The organism is Brumimicrobium salinarum, assembly GCF_002844555.1.
GTDB classification, from domain to species: domain Bacteria; phylum Bacteroidota; class Bacteroidia; order Flavobacteriales_D; family Crocinitomicaceae; genus Brumimicrobium; species Brumimicrobium salinarum.
On sequence record NZ_PJNI01000008.1, the window covers coordinates 130,845 to 151,013 of the forward strand.

A 20,169-nucleotide genomic window follows, 5' to 3' on the forward strand; every position below is an offset into this window, starting at 1 on the left:
AGGTATTGGTTCAATTTTATATGAGATTAGACTAAAAAATAACTCCGTTATGAAAAGAAATCACCTCAGCGTTACTGTCTTGTATAATCATTTTTATGGATGAATTCTTTTTGGGTCCAACTTTCCATGCCTTGACAATATCTAAGGAATTTTCACCTTTCATGGCATTCAAATCGTAATAGATAGGTTCGACGGTTAAACAATTTTTAGAGAAAGCATTTAATCTTTCTTTTGCGAATTTATCATCATTGACTGTGGATTTGAATATTTTTTTGAGTTCTTTTTCGCTCATTTGAAAGTTATCGTCTAAATTAAGTTGATTAATTAGGGTTCCGCTCATGTAGTCAAATTCATCTTTAGAGGTAAAATGAAAAGCTACATCACTAAGGTATAAATTTATCCCATTCACATATTGATGACAATGAACATGGTAACTTCCATAAGAACTTGTGACCATTCTATGTACTTGTATGTTTGGGTTGGTTATGTTTATAGAAGCCAATAATTGTTTAGCAAGTATAAGTTTATCCACTGTAACAAGAACCTCTTGCGGATTTGCATCAATCGTTTTAACGCATAAAGAATTTTGTTTTTTACAACTCGAACAAATTGTTAAAACAAAAATTAGAGTTAAAAAAGAAATAAGTTGAGACTTCATAGACCGAATAGTTTGATAATATATTGATTGCGACTCAAATATATTGCTTTTTAGATAAACCCACGAATTAAATTGAAAAATACTGACAAATGTCAGGTCAAAAAAAGTAATGATTGTATTATAAAACAATAGTTTAGACAAAAAAAGATAAAAACATCTTAATTATAGCTAGATTATGAGTAATACAACAACAGAGGCGCTAGATATGCGCGTACATGTACCGATAGAGAGACATAAACGATTAATACAATTATTTAAAGAGCTACCCGTTGGTGAGCATTTCGTATTTATTAATGACCATGATCCCATTCCATTATTTTATGAGTTTAGGACTATTTTTGGAGATGTTGTAGGCTGGGAATACCTGAATCGAGGTGGAAGAGACTGGAAGATGAAAGTTACACGAACCGAAGCCTCTCAAGGAAGGGAATTTACAGATATTTCCACTTTGTTAGATTTAAGAAAAGCGGATGAAAAAGAGTGGAAACAAATTGTATTTCACCGCTACGGCATGATGGAGGAAGGAGATGTCATGGAATTAATCTCAGCGGTTCAACCCAAAGAAATTCATGGAATCTTTGTGCGTAAATTTGAAGGAAAACATTCTTGGATTTATAAAAAACAAGATCCTGAGGAGTATGTTGTACATATTAAAAAAGAATCCAAAAGTGGATTAGGGGACGACGGATATTCAATTGTTGACACCTTTGACTTACGGCCTTATCCACCAACAGAAAGACATGAAATGTTTTACAAAGGGTTTGCAGACATAAAACCAGGAGAAGCTTTTGAATTTATTAATGATCATGACCCAATTCCACTATATTATCAAATGGAAGCCCAAAGTAAAGATCCATTCAAATGGGAATATATTGAAAAAGGACCAGAAAAATGGAAGGTGAGGGTGATAAAAACGAAGTAATTTCAGTTTCTTGAAGTGGCTGAATAATGTTTTAAACGCATAAAAATATCTATGGTTAAATGAAGCTTCGTGTTTTTAATAAGGTTTGATTTTATGCTAAAGAGGAGTCAAAATGACTCCTCTTATTTTCAATGAATTACTTTTTCTTCCAAACATAACGAACACCTAAGGTTAGCCAACGAGGTGGCATAGGAACTGCTCCAGCTTCTTTGTATTCTGCGTTGAGTAAATTGCTCGCATCTGCATATACTGAAAATGCCTTGATGTCGTAATTAATTCTCGCACTCAATAAATGATAAGGTGTGTTCAATTCTCTTTCGATGTATCGGTGATTCACTTGAACTGAAAAGTCTTTGTAAGCATAATTTAAGCCAATAACCAATTGATGCCTTAAAGATTCAAGTATGTACTTGGATTGTAAGTCTTCACTAGATTGATAACTTGGTTGAAGATAATTGTAGCTTACTTTATAGCCCAATTGATGCTTCTTTTTAAACTTAAATTGCTGTCCTATTTGTCCGTAAATTCCATGAACTAAATTTTCACCAATATTGATAGGGGAGTAGGGTGATGAAGGCATATCTCTTACCCAATCAATATAGTCTGAAATGGAACGGTAAAAATATCCACCTTTCATTTTAAAAGATTTTCTTTTATAAGTAAAGTTAAACTCATACGCCCATGCATTTTCAGGTTGAATGTTGGGATTACCAATATTTTCAGGCGCTTGATTCAAATATAAATCGGTGAAGGAGGGAATGCGCTGACCCGATCCAGCACTGGCTGAAACTTTCCAATGGGGCGAAAATCGGTAGGCGAGGTCAAGACCGGGATAAACTTGCCAACCGTAACTGCTGTTGTAATTTACATAAGCTCCTGCAGTAGCGATGAGTTTACGCCAAAAAACACCTTTATATTCTGCTGAAACTCCATGATTATCGCGTTGATGTTGGCTTATATTTGAACTGTTGATTTCATCAAAACGCGATTCCCAACCTAGACCAAAATCACCAATTGAAGTTTCTACACTCGCATTGACTTCAGCCATAAATGCATTGGCATAATGTTTTGAACGTGCTAAATCTATGTCTTTCCCTAAATAGCGGTAATCATCTTCGTTATATCGATTACTAATTCTTGGTGAAATTTTAAATCTCCCCACCTTATGTGTTGATGAAACGCTAAAAAGTCCTGTTTCAACAGTTTCATGTGCGTTAATATCTCCAGGAGCTGCATAAAATCCGTTTGCGCCAAAATCATTATAGGTATATCCGCCCATCCATTCTAATTGATGCTTGTTATTGATTTTATGTTTTCCATTGTAGAAAAACTTTGTATTACTTTGTGCTGTGTTGTAGCGTTGACCATTGTATAAATCCTGACTCAAAGCAATTAAATGATTTTGTTTTTTCGTATTGAAATTCCCTGTAAGTTGAATTCCGCCACCACCGTAAATACCATCTCCATCACCCGCTTCTTTTTCCTGAAATGAAGAACCCGCATAAGTGTTGACCGCAACAAATGACTTTCCAGCAGATTTGGTAACGATATTAATTGCTCCAGTTAAAGCATTTACACCATAAACACGGGCTGCAGGGCCTTTTAAGACTTCCACTTGTTGAATTGCATCTAAAGGAATGGGAATATTCATCATGTTGTGTGCAGTTTGAGCATCTAACATTTTAACGCCATTGATTAGAATTAATGTCTGTTCAAATGATCCACCGTCAATGCTAATGTCTGCTTGCGTTCCGAAGGGGCCACGCTGACGAATATCTACACCGCCAACATAGGATAGCAATTCATTGACCGTTCGCACAGGAAGTGTTTTGATCTCTTTTGCTGTTAATATATCTACATTTCTTGTGGCTTGATTAATCGGAATTTCTAATCGATTACGCTGAATGATAATCTCCTCATAAACCGTTGTGTCTTGTTGAGAAATTGCTCCAAAACTAAGTAGAAGCGTCATTTTAAAGCCGATTAAGGTTTTTAATTTGTTCATTTTATGATAATTATTTATTCGGTATTTAAAGAATTGCTGCAAAGATGATATATTTGTTTTTTTGATAAGTAGTCCAGTTTATAAAAACAAAATAGTCCAGATTTGATTTCTATATCTCAATATATTCGTATCGACAGAAGAAAGTCTGATCCATTGTACCTTCAGATTACTTATCAATATATCAATGCGGTGCAAGGTGGTCTTTTATTGGAAGGAACTAAACTTCCTGGAACACGCGTATGGAGTAATGAATTAGGTGTTCATAGAAAAACGGTTATAGCTGCTTTTGAAGAGTTGGCCGCTCAAAACTGGATGAGGATACAAGCAAAAGTGGGTGCTTTTGTTCAAAATCCAACTGTAAAAGCGCAAAAGTCACAGGCTAAAGCGGCAAAATCTGTAGATTCTATTCAACAATCAGGATTTGAATTTCAACGTTCTTTTTTATTGTCATCGCCTTATGAACATGAAAATCATCGCTTAATTTGTAATGAAGGACAGCCCGATTATCGTATTTTAAAAACTCAAGAATTATCTCGTTTTTATTCGGGTGCTTTAAAACGAAGAAATATCCAACAGCACATTGGAAATTATGCGGTTCAAGAAAATGATTTTTTTAAAGAACAATTGAGTTTTTATTTGAATTTAAGTCGCGGTTTTCACATTGATAAATCCCATCTGTTAACCGCAAAAAGTAAAGAAACTTTGTTTTACACCTTGGCCAAAACGCTTTTTAAACCAAAAGATGTTGTGTTAATAGGAGAATTAAACTTGTTTTCTATGAATATGGTTTTTAATCAAGCAAATATATCGTTAAAAACAGTTCCTGTCGATGAACATGGAATGGACATAGCATACATTGAAAAAAGCTATAATAAAGGAGAAATCAAAGGAGTTTATTTGAATCCATCGCAAGGATATCCTACAACTTTTCCTTTGTTTAATTCAAGAAAAGAAAAATTGAAAGCTTTAGCTGTGAAATATGATTTTGTGATCATTGAAGACCATGAAGATTTCGATTTTAGTCATCAAAAAAGCGTGGAATTACCAAGTTCAATTCAGGAAGCAAAGGGAAGAATTATTCATTTAGGAACAATAGGAAAACATTTGCATCCTTCATTTCAGATGAGTTTTATTGTTGCATTTCCCGACTTTATTGCAGCAGCAAAAAAGCATGTGTCTGTTCTGCAACCTCAAGGAAATTACGTCCTAGAACAAGCCTTAGGTGAAATGATTTCAGAAGGCGATTTTTATCGGTATTTAAAAAAGTCAATGAAAATTTATACCGAAAGATTACAGTTTTTCGAGGATTTATTGCGCACACATTTAGGAAATGAAATTGAATACGAAATTCCCAACAATGGTTTCGCTTTTTGGATTATTTTTAAGCAATCTATTTCATTAGTGGCGCTGTCCAAGGAGTTAAAGAAACGAGATGTCTTTTTGCCGAGGATTTGCATGTACCAAAATCATCAACTCACTGCCTTACGTTTGGGCTTCGCGCATTGGAATAAGGAAGAAATGGAAGAAGTGGTTAAGGAATTGGGGGGGATGGTAAATAAAGTTTAATTGATAATTAACAATAGATACAACTTTTCTTTTTTCTAACCATCTCACACCAAACTGTTTGTTATTCCGAAGGAAAGTAACTGAGCATTTTTAATGTAATATTGCACGAGCTGTTTTTAAATAAATGCTTGGCAAGATTCATTTGGTAGGCGGAAACTTTTCACCTACCCTTCACAACTCACGCACTCCACTAAATTTTTGACAACAAATTCTTTTCCTACGCTTTGACTTCTTTGATAATACAAAGTTTTCACACCTAGTTTCCATGCTTCAATTAATAAGGCATTGATGTCTTTGACAGGTAAATTTGAAGGAATGTTTAAGTTCAAACTTTGTGACTGATCTATGAATTTTTGTCGGATAGAGGCTTGTTGGATAATCTCTAATTGACTAATTTCTTTAAAGGTTTTAAAAATAGCTTTCTCTTCTAAAGTTAATGCTTCTAAATGCTGGACACTTCCTTGATTTAACATGATACTGCGCCATGTTTCTTCATTGTCTATTCCTTTGTCAGCGAGTAAAGTTTTAAGGTATTTATTTTTACGTACGAAATTTCCTTTAGACAATCCCGCTTTGTAGTAATTGCTGCTGAAAGGTTCTATTCCTGGGGAGGCTTGACCTAAAATAGCGGAGGAGGAAGTGGTTGGTGCAATTGCTAAAAGTGTTGTATTTCTTCTACCATATCCTGCTAGTATTTCTGGTTCTCCATAAATTTCCGCCAAAGATTTTGATGCTTTTTCCGCCTCTGATTGAATGTGAGAAAAGATTGAGCTGGTTAATTGTTTAGATTCAAAACCTTCAAAAGGGATATGATTTTTCTGTAAATACGAATGCCAGCCCATTACTCCTAAACCTAAAGCTCTGTGTCGCTTTGCAAAACGATTTGCAGATTTTAAATAGTAGTTATCTTCCGTTTTAGCGATGAATTCTTGCAGTACGGCATCTAAAAAATAAATGGCTAATTGCACAGCATTTGTATCTTTCCATTCATCATACAATTCTAAGTTCATAGAGGAGAGACAGCAAATAAAAGACTCATCTCTGTTGGATGGGAGCATGATTTCAGAACATAAATTACTTGAATTAATTGTTCTGTTTTTGTCTTTATAAACTTGAGGTTTGTTTTTATTGACATTATCGGTAAAAAACAAATAGGGCAATCCTTTTTGTTGTCGAGATTCAAGTACTTTTGCCCAAATCTCTCGTTTATCCATGTCTCCATCAATCATTTCTTGCATCCAATAATCGGGAACACAAACGCCATAAAATAGATTTTGTAGAGGATTTCCAATGTCTTTAATTTTTAAAAATTCCAAGATATCTGGATGATCAATATCTAAGTAAGCTGCAAAAGCTCCTCTTCGTACACCGCCTTGTGAAATTGTATCCATCGCCGTATCGAACAACTTCATAAAAGAAACTGCACCGCTACTTTGTCCGTTGTCTGTAACCGCGCTACCTCGTCCACGCAATTCACCAAAATATCCAGAAGTTCCTCCTCCAATTTTGGTTTGCATAATTACTTCTCCCAATTTATGCGTTATGGCTTCTATGTTATCAGGAACATGAACATTAAAACAAGAAATAGGCAAACCTCTTTCGGTTCCCATATTTGCCCAGATCGGTGAGCTGAGACTCATCCAACCATTCTCTATTAATTCAATAAAGGGTTCTTTTAATTCAGGTTTGTATAAACGTTTACTTGCTGCGGTTGCTACACGTTCAATTGCTCCTTTTACGGTTTCGCCTTTGAGCAAGTAACCACGATTTAATATTTGCTCACTTTCTGCATTGAGCCACCATAATTTTTCCATTGTTTGCTGTTTTGATGTTAAAAATTGATTGAAGTCTAGAATAAATCTAAAGCGCTGATACTTTTATCGTGCTTGGTGTATTCTGTGGGTCTTTTGGCAAAAAAGTCGTCTAATGAATTGGCGAAAACATCTTCTTCAAACCATGCCATGGGTTGATATTCTTCTGGGGTGATGTTATATATCTTTTGAATTCCAATTTCAGATAGACTCTCATCTACTCTAAACTTCATGAAATTAAGTAGATCTTGCTTACTGATCCAATCGATTTCTCCATCTTCAAAAATCCAGTTTAAAATTTCTGCTTCAACTTTAATTGATTCTTTTACGATTTCTATAATTTCATTTTTCGTGTTTTCATCAAAAAAGTCAGGATATTCCTCCTTGATCTTATTCACCAAGAAAGTTCCAGCATTAGCATGTACTTGCTCGTCTATTGATGTCCATGAAATGATGTTGCTTACATTTTTCATTAAGCCTTTAAAGCGTGTAAATGAAAGCACAATTCCAAACTGACTAAACAGCGATACATTTTCAATAAGGATAGAGAAGAGAATTAAAGAAAAAACATATTCTCTTTTGTCATCCGATTTTGCATGTTGAAGTGCATTGGTTAAATACGCTATTCTGTTTTTAATGGCAGGAACTTCGATTACTTTTTCAAATTCGTTATCATAGCCTAATACAGTTAAAAGTCTTGAATACGCCTCGGAGTGACGAAATTCACATTCTGCAAAAGTACTTCCTAAGCCGTTCATCTCCGGTTTAGGCATGTGTTGATAGAGGTCGCCCCAAAATGACTTTACAGCTACTTCAATCTGTGCAATAGCAAGTAAACTTTTTTTGATGGCTTGTTTTTCATGCGGTGCCAAATGCGAATGAAAATCTTGTGTGTCGGCGGTAAAGTCGACCTCTGAGTGTACCCAAAAAGTACGGTTAATGTTGTCGATGAAATCCAAAACCTCTGGATATTCGAAAGGTTTGTAATTCGTACGTTTGTCAAAAATGCCCATTGTAATTGGTTTTTAAAAATTAAACAAAGGCATAAAAAATAGAAGGGAAGAAGTGTTAAGTTACACATTCTAGAACCTTGTTTTTTATGCGAAAACAAAATTCAACTTGATAGAATTTAGGTAATCTGGCTTATGGATTTGACACCAATTACAGTTGCGCAACAGCTCGTGATTTGAACACGATTCCCCTAATTTTTCAAATGCGTTTAAACATTTGTTCTTATCAAAAAGATTTTAAGCAAATATAGGTTTGAATATTGTCTTTGATATTGAAAAGTAGATATTCTTATAAACAAAAAATGTTGATAAATTACGGATGCGTTGTGTACAATAAGATTGGAGGAAAAAGTAGATTTTATAATTTTTATTTTCTTTTGAACTTACTACGTTTATTCATTTATTTTAGTAAGGCCCAATTAAAATTGCAATTACGGGCATGCTTATTTCACCATTAAATGAGATTATACAATCGGTGAACTGCGTAGAGTTTCCAAAAAATAATTTGTTTTTCATGCGGGTAAATAGGATATCTGTAAAACTCTTGGAATCGTTTTTATATATTTTTTGATCATCGAAAGTGTAAAGAATATCTGTAAAACTAGTTGAATTTCCTTTATAAACGTGGTTGCCTTTCACGGTATAAAGCACATCTGTATAACTGGTGGAGTTTCCTTCGTAAATTTTATTCTCAGCAATGGTGTATGCTATGTTTGTGAAAGAAGTTGAACTTCCACGATAGACTTTGTTGTTTTTTATGGTGTATAGGATATCAAAGTGACTGTTTGAATTTCCTTTGTAGACTTTAGTTTGGGCATAAGATATATTTAATGATACGGCAAAAATAAAGTAGATAAGGAATTTCATTGTTTTGTATTTTGGTATCAATATACGGAAAAAATGTAAATATATTCTCGTTGTTATCTGCCCCGGTGAAGCCGAAAAGCCTGTTTGCTATTTTTTTACAACCGCAGGCGCCAAGAAAGCGACTTTAGAAGCTCTTTTTGGTAACTTTAGCGGTGTAATATAAATAGCGTGCAGCTTGAAGGTGTAAACGGATAAGGCAGCCTATTCATCAATTTTTAAATGATTGGATAACTTAGTTTATTGCGTTTATATGACTAGTAAACATCATTTTTTTGCTTTTGCATAGGCAGGATTTATATATAGTTTACCTTCTTTTAATTGTTTCCAATACAAGTTCATATCGGCGTAAATTTCGGGTGAAAGAATATATAATCCGATGATGTTAGGGAAGGACATGGCCAGAATCATCATATCAGCAAAACTAAGCACGGCTCCTAAACTAACGGAAGCTCCGACTACTACAAAAACAAGGTAAAGCACTTTGTAAATTAATTCTGATTTTTTGCTCTTTCCGAATAGGAAAGTCCATGAGCGCATACCATAATAGGACCAGGAGACCATGGTTGAAAATGCAAAAAGAAAAACAGCGATTGCAAGTACAGTTGGGAACCAGGAAATTACGCTTCCGAATGCATCAGCGGTTAATTCTACGCCTCCAATTCCAGTATCTACTTCGTGCATTCCAGTAAAAATAAGTACTAGGGCAGTCATGGTACAAACCAGCATTGTGTCAATAAAAGGCTCTACCAAAGCCGTGAAACCATCAGCAATGGGATGATTAGTTTTGGAGGCACTGTGAGCAATTGCAGCAGATCCAACACCAGCCTCACTTGAGAATGCTGCTCGTTGAAGTCCTATAATTAAAACACCAATAAATCCACCTTTAAGCGCATCTGCAGAGAATGCACCATTGAAAATAGCCATAAAAGCACCACCAATATACTCTATATGAACACCTATTACGATAATACAGCCCACTACATAAAAAATAGCCATAAGGGGAACTACTTTTTCTGTAACTTTTGCAATACTGCGTATACCACCAATAATTACAGCTCCAACAAGCAATGCGAAACCAACTCCAAACATGAAGCCATATCCTTGAAGTGCTGGGATTTGTTCAGAAACGATTTTAAAAGCCTGGTTAGATTGCAGCATGTTTCCACCACCAAAAGAAGCACCTATTCCTAATACGGCAAACATTCCTGCGAGAAATTTACCGAGTCCTTTCATGTTTCTTTTCTCTAAACCGTAACGCAAATAGTTCATTGGTCCTCCGAAAATTCTCCCTCCCTCATCAATAAAGCGATATTTTACACCTAATGTACATTCGGCAAACTTGAGCGACATGCCAAAGAAACCAGCTAAAAACATCCAAAACGTTGCTCCAGCTCCTCCTAATGAAATTGCTACGGCAACACCTGCAATATTCCCTAAGCCAACGGTAGCGGAAACTGCGGTAGCCATTGCTTGGAAATGGGTTATTGTTCCTGGAGCATTGGGGTCATTAAATTTACCGCGAGCTAAATCTATTGAGTGTTTAAATCCGCTGATGTTTACAAACTTGAGGCGAAAAGTAAAAAAATACTTCCCAAGATCAACCATATTACAATAAACGGAATGGTGTTGGTTTTTATATCTCCATTAGGATGTAAAAGTGGTTGTGGTTCATCAAAGTGAATTATTCCCAGTGCACGTGCTTTAAATTCGCCAGTTTCTGGTTTTCGTGAAATTGTATCGTTCGCCTGGTAGTGTTTTTCAATGCTCCCTGTTCGATTTGCAAAAACGGTAAATGTACTTTTATCAGGTTTTTCAATGATAGCAACTTCATCGCCTTTTTTAATGTGTTCATTTTCTTGAACCTTCCACGATTTTATTAAATAATCTGCTTCAATTTTGGTTTCTTTGATGGGAAGTTCAAGTTTAACTTCTGAAACATATACTGTGGCATCGTACAATCCAGTTGCTGCAAAAGGATCCCAAAAAAGAATGGCTCCTAGGACATCTACTGCAGGTTGGACATTGCTGTTGAACATTTCAGTAATTGATTCGGTTGGAATTTTAAATTCCTTTGTAATACTAGCTCCCTTGGCATCTGTAACGGTAAGGGTATGTTTTAAACCTTCAATTAGTCCTGTTGATCGTGTGGAATCAATGCTAGTATTTTGGTTACTCCATTTGTATTGGAAAGGAGCTTCACCATTGCTGACTTTAGCCTTGGCTATTCCGTCGTTAATCTCTTTTGTTGGATTTTCTATCTCTATTTCTAATTGCAAGGAAGCACTTGGATTTTCTTGCGCATTTAGAAAAGTCAATAAAAAGCTTGAAATAAAAATTGATGTAAAGAGTATGTATTTCTTCATAAAAGAGATAAAAATTTTAGTTTTTTAGTTTTTTTTGCGTAAAAACGTCCAAATTAATGATAAATCTGTGTTTTTTCAAGGGAATATAAATTTATTCTAAATCTTAACGGATATGTTTTAGAGGTGTTGATTATTAAATTTTTCAACCTTTGGTATAGAAGCTCTTGGTGGTTTTAGTTTCTTTTATCTTTGAGCTTGTAATGGGGGTGTTTTGTGGGGGGGATAGTATCGACACTGTGAACTTAATCATACTTTGTGCCTTAAAGAGGAAAACTTTTCAATTAAATCACTGAAGTTTCGGAGTTAAACCAAAACACTGTAGTGTCCCTATTTACAACTGTTTTGTCATTATTTTTGTATTGCTTTGCAACAAAAATATCGCCAAAACAAAAGTTATTGTAGCCTATTTCTATACTCGAGTTGCACTGCACTTTGTTTCGTTTACTTGAGATTATAAACAGGTGCCCCCTTCAGGATCATTTCTATAAGCTTTTTAATTATAAATCTTATATTTCCGGAATGGAAACTTTTGAGAAACGCTATAAATCATTCACTAATAGTCAGCTGTTAGAAATTATTTCTAACAGTGAGGACTATCAACCTGAAGCTGTTGAGGTGGCGAAATCAGAAATAAAAGCTAGAAATTTAAGTGAGCAAGAATTATCTCGGGTTTATGTGAAACTTAAAGCTAAAGATGAAGCGGAAATTAGAAATAAGGCAGCAAAAAAGGAGAGGGTAAATCAAGTAAAAGCTAAAGTTATAGCGTACTTTAATCCGATTAATCCTTTCTTATCTGACTTGTCAAAACACGAGAGAAATATTCGATTAATAAGTATTGTTTTTGGAGGAATAGCGATTTATCAATTGTTCAGTGAGTTGGATACATTTGTTTATATTTTCACTTCTTCTTATGGATGGGATTTTTCTATTTTACTTTTTCTTATTCCCTATATCGGTTTGCCTGTTAGTGTTTATTTGTTTTGGAAACGAAAAAAATCGGGTTGGATTTTACTGATGTTGTATTTTGCATATAGTCTTGTTAATGTTCTTCTCATGATTAAGTTTACCATCGAATACGAACCTGTAGAGGATTGGTTTTTTGATAAGTTCCTCCTTCCTCCAACTTCACCGACGACTTACATTTTTCCACTTTTATTCTATATTGGAACAATTTGGGTGATGTGCGGGAAAGCATTGAGAAAACATTATTTCTTAACGGAATAAGTTATTTTAGCCATTGGATAAAAAAATTAAAAATGAGTGAATTCAACAAAGTAAATAAAGTGAAAAGATTATCAAAGTTTAGGCAAATTATACTCCTCATTAGCTTTATGGTAATTATATCTAGCTGCACTAGCGATGAGTTTCAACGGGTAGAGCTTCAACAATTTGTTGGTACATGGGAACTTAAAGGAAGATCAATGTTTGAAGGAGTTCAAATTGAAATTAAAAATACGGATAAAAATAAGCTTCAAGGAACACTGGTTAAGTTAAATGATAACAAATTTGTAAAACTGTTTGCGGAACCTAATGAAGCATGGGTGACAGGGATCAAAAGAACCTCAAACTTTGAATTTAATTTAACTGAAAAGAAACTGGGCAGCCCTTTATTTTCGCTCTATGATTTGGAAACATCGAAAAGTTTTAAAGCACAATTCATTGATGAAAACACTATCGGATTAAGTGCTGGAAATGCCAAGCCAAGTAATTCTTCCATTCGATATGTTCGGGTTAAGGAAGATAATTAGGGTAATAAACCAGAATATTTACTTGTATTTCTTAGCGAACTTTAATTTCAAATAAAAAAATCTAAACAGAAACTCCATAGAGCAGTAACTTTAAAGTTAACATGTTGGATTGTAAAAACTATAAAAATGAAATATTTAGAAAAGGAAGGTTTTAGCATTTCAGAAGATCCACAATTAACATCTAAATATTTTACTGATTCCCCCATAATAAATGATGAAATAGATCTCATTTACAATGACATATTGGATGATGTTTTAAATGTGAAAAGTAGAATTAAGGAGTTGATTGCGAATTATCCTGATAACCCAAATGTTAAACAATTAATGTTTATCTATCATATTTTTAATGAAGAATTTGATCACGCTTTTGATTGTAATACTAAGATTCTTACTGAGCATCCAGACTATTTTTATGCCATGGCTAACCAAGCCAATGCATATATTGATTACGGTGATTTAGAAAAGGTGGTGAACTTGTTAGGGGAGGACTTTAATTTGAAGAATTGTTTTCCAACCCGTGACATTTTTCATATTAATGAAATCATGAGTATGTATAAAGTTGCTGTACGTTATCATGCTGCTATGTCTGATTTTGATACTGCAGAAGACTATGTAGAAAGAATGATGGATATTGATGAAGATCATCCTGAAGTTGAAAATGCCCAAGAAATGTTGATGTTTGAAAGCTTGGAGCAACAGGATGAGTTTTTACAAAGTGAGAAAGATTATAAATTTACCGTTGAAATTCAACCACAAGTCCAAACGCTTAAAAGAACTCCGCCAAAGTTTCAGCATAATGAAATATCTTTATTGTATGAATATGAATTAGACATAGATGATGGGATCTTGCATGGTATTCTAGCACTGTCTAGGAAGGAGCTCATAGCAGATCTATGTTTGGTGTTGAAAGATAGTGTTGAAAGATTTAGTTTTTTTAAAAAGAAAAGCAAATATGAAACAGCTTTTGTATTTCACGCCATTAGTCTTTTAGCGGAGTTAGAGGCCACAGAAGCTTTGCCTGAGGTTCTCCATGTTTTCAAACAAAGTGAAGACTATTTTGAGTTGTACATTTTACATTATCAGCACGATGATTTATGGCATTCGATTTATAAATTAGGTCAAAATCAACTGGATCTTCTTGAGGAGTTTATGAAGACATCTGGAGTTTTAATGAATTATAAAGTGGAAGTAACTTCGGCCCTTGTTCAAATAGCAATTCATCAACCAAAAAGAAGAGATGAGGTGATTTCGTTTTTTGCTTCTGTACTTAATTTTTATGAGAAGGCTAAACCAACGGACAATGTTATTGATAGTTTATTGCTCGGCGATATGATTGATCAACTGAAAGAAATCAACGCTAATGAGCTGCTTTTTATAATTAATAATTTAATTGAGCAAGATTACGTTTATTTAAATATTTGCGGTGATTTCTCTACAATTAAAGAGGGATTTAATTCTTTTGAATCAGAGGATTACAAGAAAGAGATGTTGTCAATTTCTGAATATTACGTGCATAATTTGTCACTAAGAGCCAATCTTATGGATGACTTTCTTGACTTTGATGATGATCATTTTGGTTTCGATGATGAATTTGATATTGATTTCGATGATGAAGCAGAAGAGGACCCATTTAAAAAAACAAGCTTTAATGATCTACTTGAAGACCTCCTAAGTGAAGGAAGTGAATCCTCCAAATCTCAACCTTTTAAAGCGGAGGAAAAAGTGGGAAGAAATGATCCTTGTCCATGTGGAAGCGGGAAAAAGTACAAAAAATGCTGTATAGGCAGGTAAGACACGTTTAAAAGTCTTAGATTTTTTATTTAAGGTCAGCATTCTTTTATCTTTGCCTCAATGAAGTACCAAGCAGATCTCGAAACAGCAAAATCCAACAAAGCCGGCAATAAGAAGCTGGTCAAGAAACTTAAGCGTATTCCCGAGCGGAAACTCGATGATTTATTTCATGAAAAGCACGATGAGGTTTTTGAGGAAATCGATTGTTTGGAATGCGCCAATTGCTGTAAAACCACCAGTCCAATTTTTCGAGATATAGATATCAAGAGATTGTCTAAGCGTTTACGTTTAAAACCCGCTGAGTTTATAGATCAGTATTTACGTATCGATGACGATCAAGATTACGTTTTGCAAAGTTCGCCGTGTGCATTTTTGATGGACGATAACAAATGCAGCGTTTATGAAGATCGACCAAAAGCATGCAGAGAATATCCGCACACCGATAGAAAACGCATGTATCAAATTTTACCATTGACCCAAAGAAATACGCTGGTTTGCCCAGCAGTGAGTCGAATTTTTGAAGAGTTGAAGGTAGAGATGATTTGAAAAATGGCTGCACTGTGATTGGTGTGGTTATGAACTCACATGCTTATTCCGTCACGCTTAATACATCGCGGTTCATCAATATTATTTTTTTAAACTTTAAAGGCTTGGAAAGGAACCCAAACTTAGGGTATGTTTTTATATTTTAATAGCAGGGGGAAACACTTGATGTACATTCCATTGTTTGATTAAAACAAGTAATGGGTGAAAAATGCGGGATAATGAAAAGAATCTCAGTAAAACAGGCGGGAATTAGAAATTTCCATATTTATTCTTCAATAAGAATGGCTTTCTTCCTAAAATGTTTTTAATTTTAAAATCTAACGTTAACTATCTCAAATCAAAATGCATGAGTACCAATAAACACGCTGCGATAAGATATAATACACTAGATACTTGCTTTTCAAATCGAGGTCGAAAATTTTTTATGGATGACCTTCTTGAGGCTTGCAACTATTCTATTTGTGAATTTACCGGTCAATCTGAGGGGGTAAAACGAAGACAAATTTATGATGATATCCGCTTTATGAAACTCCGAAAGGAATGTCCACACGAATAAGGATTGAGACTAGGCCTGTAGTCAATTACTTCTATTTCTGCGCTTTTTCCAGAAGGAAAAGAAGTTGTAAATGTCTATTATGTTAATTTTGATGAGTGATTATGTATAAAAAAAATCCCTCATACTTTTCAGTACAAGGGATGTTTTTTCTTAATGAGAAGCTACGATATTCAATGAAAGAAAGAATCCAATCCAAAGTGGCACCAATCTCTCTTTTTCTCTCCCTCACCTTGTGAAATCAAGCAAAGCGAAGATTTCATCTCTCTCCCTCTTCCAAACCGAAGGTTGGAAATCCTCTCCTTGCCGATTTATCGGCATCTCTCCCTGCGCTTTAGCGCTCCTCTCCCTAGAAATTGTCTTAAACAATTTCTTCTTCTTCCTGAGAAATGGGTTTTCTAAATACAATCTTTCCGTCAAATAGATCCACTACAACATTCTGCGATGTATCTATTTTCTGTGCGAGTAAATCCTTTGACAACTCATTCAGAATGCTCTTTTGAATTACTCTTTTTACTGGTCTCGCTCCGAAATGTGGATCGTAACCTGTTTCGGCAATCCAGTTTAAAGCGTCTTCTTTGACCACCAATCTGATGTCGTTTTCTTCTAATCGTTTTTTCAAGTTGTTCAACTGAATCTCTACGATTTGACGTGTATCTTTCTTCGTTAATGGCGTAAATAAAATCTGCTCATCAATTCGGTTTAAGAACTCTGGACGAATTTCTTTTTTCAAGAATTCCAGCATTTCCAATCTTGTACTTTCTTTTACCGTTGGGATTTCAGCATCACTTATTCCATCGAAGTTCTCTTGGATAATACTTGCGCCCATGTTTGTCGTCATGATGATGATTGTGTTTTTGAAATTCGCAACACGACCTTTGTTGTCAGTTAATCGACCATCATCTAAGACTTGCAGTAAAATGTTAAACACATCTGGATGCGCTTTTTCTATCTCGTCGAGTAAAACAATCGAGTAGGGGCGGCGTCTCACAGATTCTGTCAATTGTCCACCTTCGTCGTAACCTACGTATCCCGGAGGTGCTCCCACTAATCTACTCACACTGTGCTTTTCTTGGTATTCACTCATGTCGATACGCGTCATTGCGTTTTCATCGTTGAATAAATATTCCGCTAAAGTCTTGGCCAATTCGGTTTTTCCCACTCCTGTCGTTCCCATGAATAGGAAAGATCCAATCGGACGGTTGGGGTTTTGTAATCCCGCTTTATTTCTTCGCACTGCATCGGAAACTGCTTCGATGGCTTCTTCTTGTCCAACCACTCGTTGACGCAATTCATCTTCTAAGCGCAAGAGTTTCGCACGTTCGCTTTCCAGCATTTTGTTGACAGGAATTCCCGTCCATTTAGAAACCACATCTGCAACTTCTTCGGCGTCGACTTCCTCTTTAATCATTTTACTTTCTTTCTGAAGTTCAATGAGTTTTTCTTTTCCTTTCTCCACTTCAGCTTCCAGCTCCTTAACTTTACCGTAACGCAATTCGGCTACTTTACCGTAATCTCCGGCTCTTTCCGCTTGATCGGCTTCCAGTTTTACTTGTTCTATTTCCTCTTTGGCATTTTGAACGGTGTCAATTACATCCTTTTCGGCTTTCCATTTCGCCATGAATTCATCGCGTTGTTCAGAAAGATTCGCCAATTCCGCCTTTAAAGTAGATAACTTTTGCTTATCGTTTTCTCGTTTAATAGCTTCTCGCTCAATTTCTAACTGCATGATTTTTCGCTCAATCTCATCCAATTCCTCTGGTTTTGAGTTGATTTCCATTCTCAATTTAGAAGCCGCTTCATCAATTAAGTCAATCGCTTTATCTGGCAATTGTCTGTCGGTAATATAACGTTGAGAAAGTTCCACTGCTTGGATAATCGCATCGTCTTTGATCAAAACTTTGTGGTGATTCTCATACTTTTCTTTAATTCCACGCAAAATTGAAATCGCATCTTCCGAAGAAGGTTCATCAATCAACACGGTTTGGAAACGACGCACCAAAGCTTTGTCTTTTTCAAAGTGTTTTTGGTATTCGTCTAAGGTTGTTGCACCCACAGCTCTCAATTCTCCACGTGCCAAAGCAGGTTTTAGAATGTTTGCAGCATCCATTGCGCCTTCGCCACCACCAGCTCCAACAAGCGTGTGAATCTCATCAATAAATAAGATGATTTCTCCATCGGATTTAATTACTTCGTTGACCACGGCTTTTAAACGCTCCTCAAATTCTCCTTTATACTTTGCACCGGCGACTAATGCCCCCATATCCAAAGCATAAACGATTTTAGATTTCAAGTTCTCAGGCACATCTTCTGAAACAATTCGCTGTGCAATTCCCTCTGCAATTGCAGTTTTACCCACACCTGCTTCACCAATCATAATCGGATTGTTTTTCGTTCTTCGGGTCAAAATTTGCAACACACGACGAATTTCTTCATCACGCCCGATAATCGGGTCTAGCTTTCCTGTTTCCGCCATTTTATTGAGGTTATTGGCGAATTTATCCAAAGACTTATATGTTCCGTCTTTTCCTTGAGAATCTACTGACTCTCCATCTCTTAATTTCATAATTGCGTCTTTTAAAGTTGATTTTTTGAACTTATTGTCTTTCATCAAGCTCGAAACTTGATCATTTCCATCCATTAATGAATAGAGCAATATCTCAAGTGAAAGAAATTCGTCCTTAAAGTTGCGCATTTCGTTCATTCCGTAATTTAAAACACGTTGTAAAGTGTTGCTTAAATAAGGCTGACCACCTCCTTCAACTTTCGGATAAGATTTGATAATGCTATCCAAAGCTTTTGTGAATAAAGGTAAGTCGCTATTTAACTCTTTAAATATAAAAGGAAGAACACTGTCATCGACTTTGATCATACCGCGCAGAATATGACCTGTCTCAATCGCTTGTTGACCGTTCTCTTGAGCTAATTTTTGCCCTTCGTGAACTGCCATCTGCGTTTTTGTTGTCCATTTATTAGTATCCATATAATTTTTCGTTTTTTTTATTCTTGTTTTCGGTGAAGCTTTATCAAATTCCTAACCATTGCTAAAATAGAGAGAAATCGCTAAAGATTAATGACATTATGGCGCGTGGAGTTGGGTTGGACTGACTAAATGACGTTTATTTAATTACGAATTTTTCAATTACGAATTACGAATTACGAATTATGAATTCATCGTTCATAATTCATAATTCATCAATCATAATTTAAAAAGTTGCTCTTTTAGTTTCTCGATATAATTAAACTATTCTTGTCTTTTACTGTTTTAGTTTTGATTTAAATCATACTTTTATAAAGCAGAAAAAAGATGTATTCCCGAAAGAAATATGGCAAAGGTTTTACTTATCGATACGAAAGTGGAAAAACCATTAAGGACAAATCTATTCGAAAATGGATAGCATCTTTGGTTATTCCTCCAGCTTGGACTGAGGTTGAGATAAGCGAGGATAGGGAAGCTGATCTTTTAGTGACCGGAAGAGATGCCAAAAACCGGAAACAATATATTTATCATCCCGATTACAGGGCAAGAAGAAATGCGAAAAAGTATGATCGGATCGTTTTCTTTGCAGATTCCTTAGAAAATATGCGTCGGGTGAGTGGGCAGCATTTAAGAATAGAAAAGCCTACGCGAAAAAAAGTAATGGCAGCAATGTTGCGCTTATTAGAAACGGCTTTCTTTCGGCCAGGAAGCGACTATTACACCGAAGAAAATGAAACTTATGGACTCACAACGATGAGAAATAAGCATTTAACGATTGAGGAAGATGAATTGATTTTCAATTATACAGGGAAATCTGGAAAAGAACAAGAAAAGCATATTGTGAATGAAAGATTAGCCAAAATTGTACAAGAAGTAGATGAATTACCCGGCTATAGGATTTTCAAGTATATTGATGAAAACAATAAGATTGTAAAGGTTGATAGCGATGATTTAAACGCATATATTCATGAAGTAATGGGAGAAGATTTTTCCGCTAAGGACTTTAGAACTTGGGCAGGAACTATGATCGCTGCAATTGCCTTAAATGAATTAGGAGCTGTTAAGGAAAAAGACCAAGATCTATTAGATAAAAACATCAAAGAAGCTGTAAATCGTGTTTCTGAAAGATTGGGGAATACGCCAGCCGTGGCACGTTCATCTTATATTGATCCTAGAGTTATAGAAGAATACACACAAGGAAAAACATTGCAATATTTTGAAGAGGAAATTATCGAATTATTGCAAAAAGCAGAGAACCTTTCTAAACAGGAAGTAGGTGTGCTTTGCATGTTGAAAAGTCGTTTGGAATAAAGATTAATGCATAAATTTAAGTTTGGTTTATTATTTAT

Annotated in this window: 13 protein-coding genes and 1 pseudogene; 7 read left to right on the top strand and 7 right to left on the bottom strand. The window is 35.2% G+C overall.

Annotation, left to right across the window (positions count from 1 at the left end; translation table 11 throughout):
- Positions 1-31 precede the first annotated feature (31 nt).
- Positions 32-658, bottom strand: a complete 627-nt coding sequence (locus tag CW751_RS08360; RefSeq protein WP_101334557.1) for an alpha/beta hydrolase family protein — start codon at positions 656-658, stop codon at positions 32-34.
- A 175-nt stretch (positions 659-833) separates the two neighbouring features.
- Here CW751_RS08360 and CW751_RS08365 point away from each other — a divergent pair, with 175 nt between their 5' ends.
- The gene (locus CW751_RS08365) at positions 834-1,580 is read left to right on the top strand and encodes a DUF2249 domain-containing protein (RefSeq protein WP_165779262.1); all 747 of its coding nucleotides are present in this window, start codon (positions 834-836) and stop codon (positions 1,578-1,580) included.
- A 136-nt stretch (positions 1,581-1,716) separates the two neighbouring features.
- Here the strand turns inward: CW751_RS08365 and CW751_RS08370 are convergent, their stop codons facing one another.
- Positions 1,717-3,585, bottom strand: coding sequence for a TonB-dependent receptor plug domain-containing protein (locus tag CW751_RS08370; RefSeq protein WP_101334559.1), 1,869 nt, complete (start codon positions 3,583-3,585; stop codon positions 1,717-1,719).
- A 102-nt stretch (positions 3,586-3,687) separates the two neighbouring features.
- On the opposite strand from CW751_RS08370, the gene CW751_RS08375 reads away from it, so the two are divergent.
- Positions 3,688-5,151 carry an aminotransferase-like domain-containing protein gene (locus tag CW751_RS08375; RefSeq protein WP_101334560.1) on the top strand — a complete coding sequence of 488 codons (1,464 nt, stop codon included), beginning with the start codon at positions 3,688-3,690 and terminating at the stop codon, positions 5,149-5,151.
- A gap of 164 nt (positions 5,152-5,315) precedes the next feature.
- Here the strand turns inward: CW751_RS08375 and CW751_RS08380 are convergent, their stop codons facing one another.
- The 4 genes and pseudogenes from CW751_RS08380 to CW751_RS08395 form a co-directional block, all read right to left on the bottom strand.
- A complete protein-coding gene (locus CW751_RS08380; protein ID WP_262484524.1) occupies positions 5,316-7,007 on the bottom strand; it encodes a ribonucleoside-diphosphate reductase subunit alpha in 1,692 nt (563 codons plus the stop codon).
- Positions 7,001-7,975, bottom strand: coding sequence for a ribonucleotide-diphosphate reductase subunit beta (locus CW751_RS08385; RefSeq protein WP_101334562.1), 975 nt, complete (start codon positions 7,973-7,975; stop codon positions 7,001-7,003). The genes CW751_RS08380 and CW751_RS08385 overlap by 7 nt, the downstream gene beginning before the upstream one ends.
- Before the next feature lie 402 nt (positions 7,976-8,377).
- Positions 8,378-8,839, bottom strand: coding sequence for a hypothetical protein (locus CW751_RS08390; RefSeq protein ID WP_101334563.1), 462 nt, complete (start codon positions 8,837-8,839; stop codon positions 8,378-8,380).
- Positions 8,840-9,103: 264 nt separating this feature from the next.
- Positions 9,104-11,202 (bottom strand): annotated as a pseudogene (locus CW751_RS08395) (alanine/glycine:cation symporter family protein).
- A 519-nt stretch (positions 11,203-11,721) separates the two neighbouring features.
- Between CW751_RS08395 and CW751_RS08400 the strand changes: the two are divergent.
- From CW751_RS08400 to CW751_RS08415, 4 genes are all read left to right on the top strand, one after another.
- On the top strand, positions 11,722-12,426 hold the full coding sequence (locus CW751_RS08400) for a hypothetical protein (RefSeq protein WP_101334564.1): 705 nt from the start codon (positions 11,722-11,724) through the stop codon (positions 12,424-12,426).
- A gap of 32 nt (positions 12,427-12,458) precedes the next feature.
- Positions 12,459-12,950: a hypothetical protein gene (locus CW751_RS08405; RefSeq protein ID WP_133122172.1), complete on the top strand. Its 492-nt coding sequence runs from the start codon at positions 12,459-12,461 to the stop codon at positions 12,948-12,950.
- Positions 12,951-13,076: 126 nt separating this feature from the next.
- The gene (locus CW751_RS15900) at positions 13,077-14,741 is read left to right on the top strand and encodes an SEC-C metal-binding domain-containing protein (RefSeq protein WP_317045801.1); all 1,665 of its coding nucleotides are present in this window, start codon (positions 13,077-13,079) and stop codon (positions 14,739-14,741) included.
- Positions 14,742-14,801: 60 nt separating this feature from the next.
- The gene (locus CW751_RS08415; RefSeq protein WP_101334566.1) at positions 14,802-15,287 is read left to right on the top strand and encodes a YkgJ family cysteine cluster protein; all 486 of its coding nucleotides are present in this window, start codon (positions 14,802-14,804) and stop codon (positions 15,285-15,287) included.
- A 914-nt stretch (positions 15,288-16,201) separates the two neighbouring features.
- Here the strand turns inward: CW751_RS08415 and clpB are convergent.
- Positions 16,202-18,823 (bottom strand): ATP-dependent chaperone ClpB, encoded by a 2,622-nt coding sequence (clpB, locus tag CW751_RS08420; RefSeq protein ID WP_101334567.1) that lies wholly within the window; start codon positions 18,821-18,823, stop codon positions 16,202-16,204.
- Positions 18,824-19,147: 324 nt separating this feature from the next.
- Between clpB and CW751_RS08425 the strand changes: the two genes are divergently transcribed.
- Complete coding sequence (locus CW751_RS08425; protein WP_101334568.1) at positions 19,148-20,131, top strand: DNA topoisomerase IB; 984 nt, start codon at positions 19,148-19,150, stop codon at positions 20,129-20,131.
- Positions 20,132-20,169 lie beyond the last annotated feature (38 nt).

Coding starts and splice junctions, on each gene's coding strand:
- CW751_RS08360 (WP_101334557.1), bottom strand. CDS start 658: ATGAAGTCTCAACTTATTTCTTTTTTAACTCTAATTTTTGTTTTAACA.
- CW751_RS08365 (WP_165779262.1), top strand. CDS start 834: ATGAGTAATACAACAACAGAGGCGCTAGATATGCGCGTACATGTACCG.
- CW751_RS08370 (WP_101334559.1), bottom strand. CDS start 3,585: ATGAACAAATTAAAAACCTTAATCGGCTTTAAAATGACGCTTCTACTT.
- CW751_RS08385 (WP_101334562.1), bottom strand. CDS start 7,975: ATGGGCATTTTTGACAAACGTACGAATTACAAACCTTTCGAATATCCA.
- CW751_RS08390 (WP_101334563.1), bottom strand. CDS start 8,839: ATGAAATTCCTTATCTACTTTATTTTTGCCGTATCATTAAATATATCT.
- CW751_RS08400 (WP_101334564.1), top strand. CDS start 11,722: ATGGAAACTTTTGAGAAACGCTATAAATCATTCACTAATAGTCAGCTG.
- CW751_RS08405 (WP_133122172.1), top strand. CDS start 12,459: ATGAGTGAATTCAACAAAGTAAATAAAGTGAAAAGATTATCAAAGTTT.
- CW751_RS15900 (WP_317045801.1), top strand. CDS start 13,077: ATGAAATATTTAGAAAAGGAAGGTTTTAGCATTTCAGAAGATCCACAA.
- CW751_RS08415 (WP_101334566.1), top strand. CDS start 14,802: ATGAAGTACCAAGCAGATCTCGAAACAGCAAAATCCAACAAAGCCGGC.
- clpB (WP_101334567.1), bottom strand. CDS start 18,823: ATGGATACTAATAAATGGACAACAAAAACGCAGATGGCAGTTCACGAA.
- CW751_RS08425 (WP_101334568.1), top strand. CDS start 19,148: ATGTATTCCCGAAAGAAATATGGCAAAGGTTTTACTTATCGATACGAA.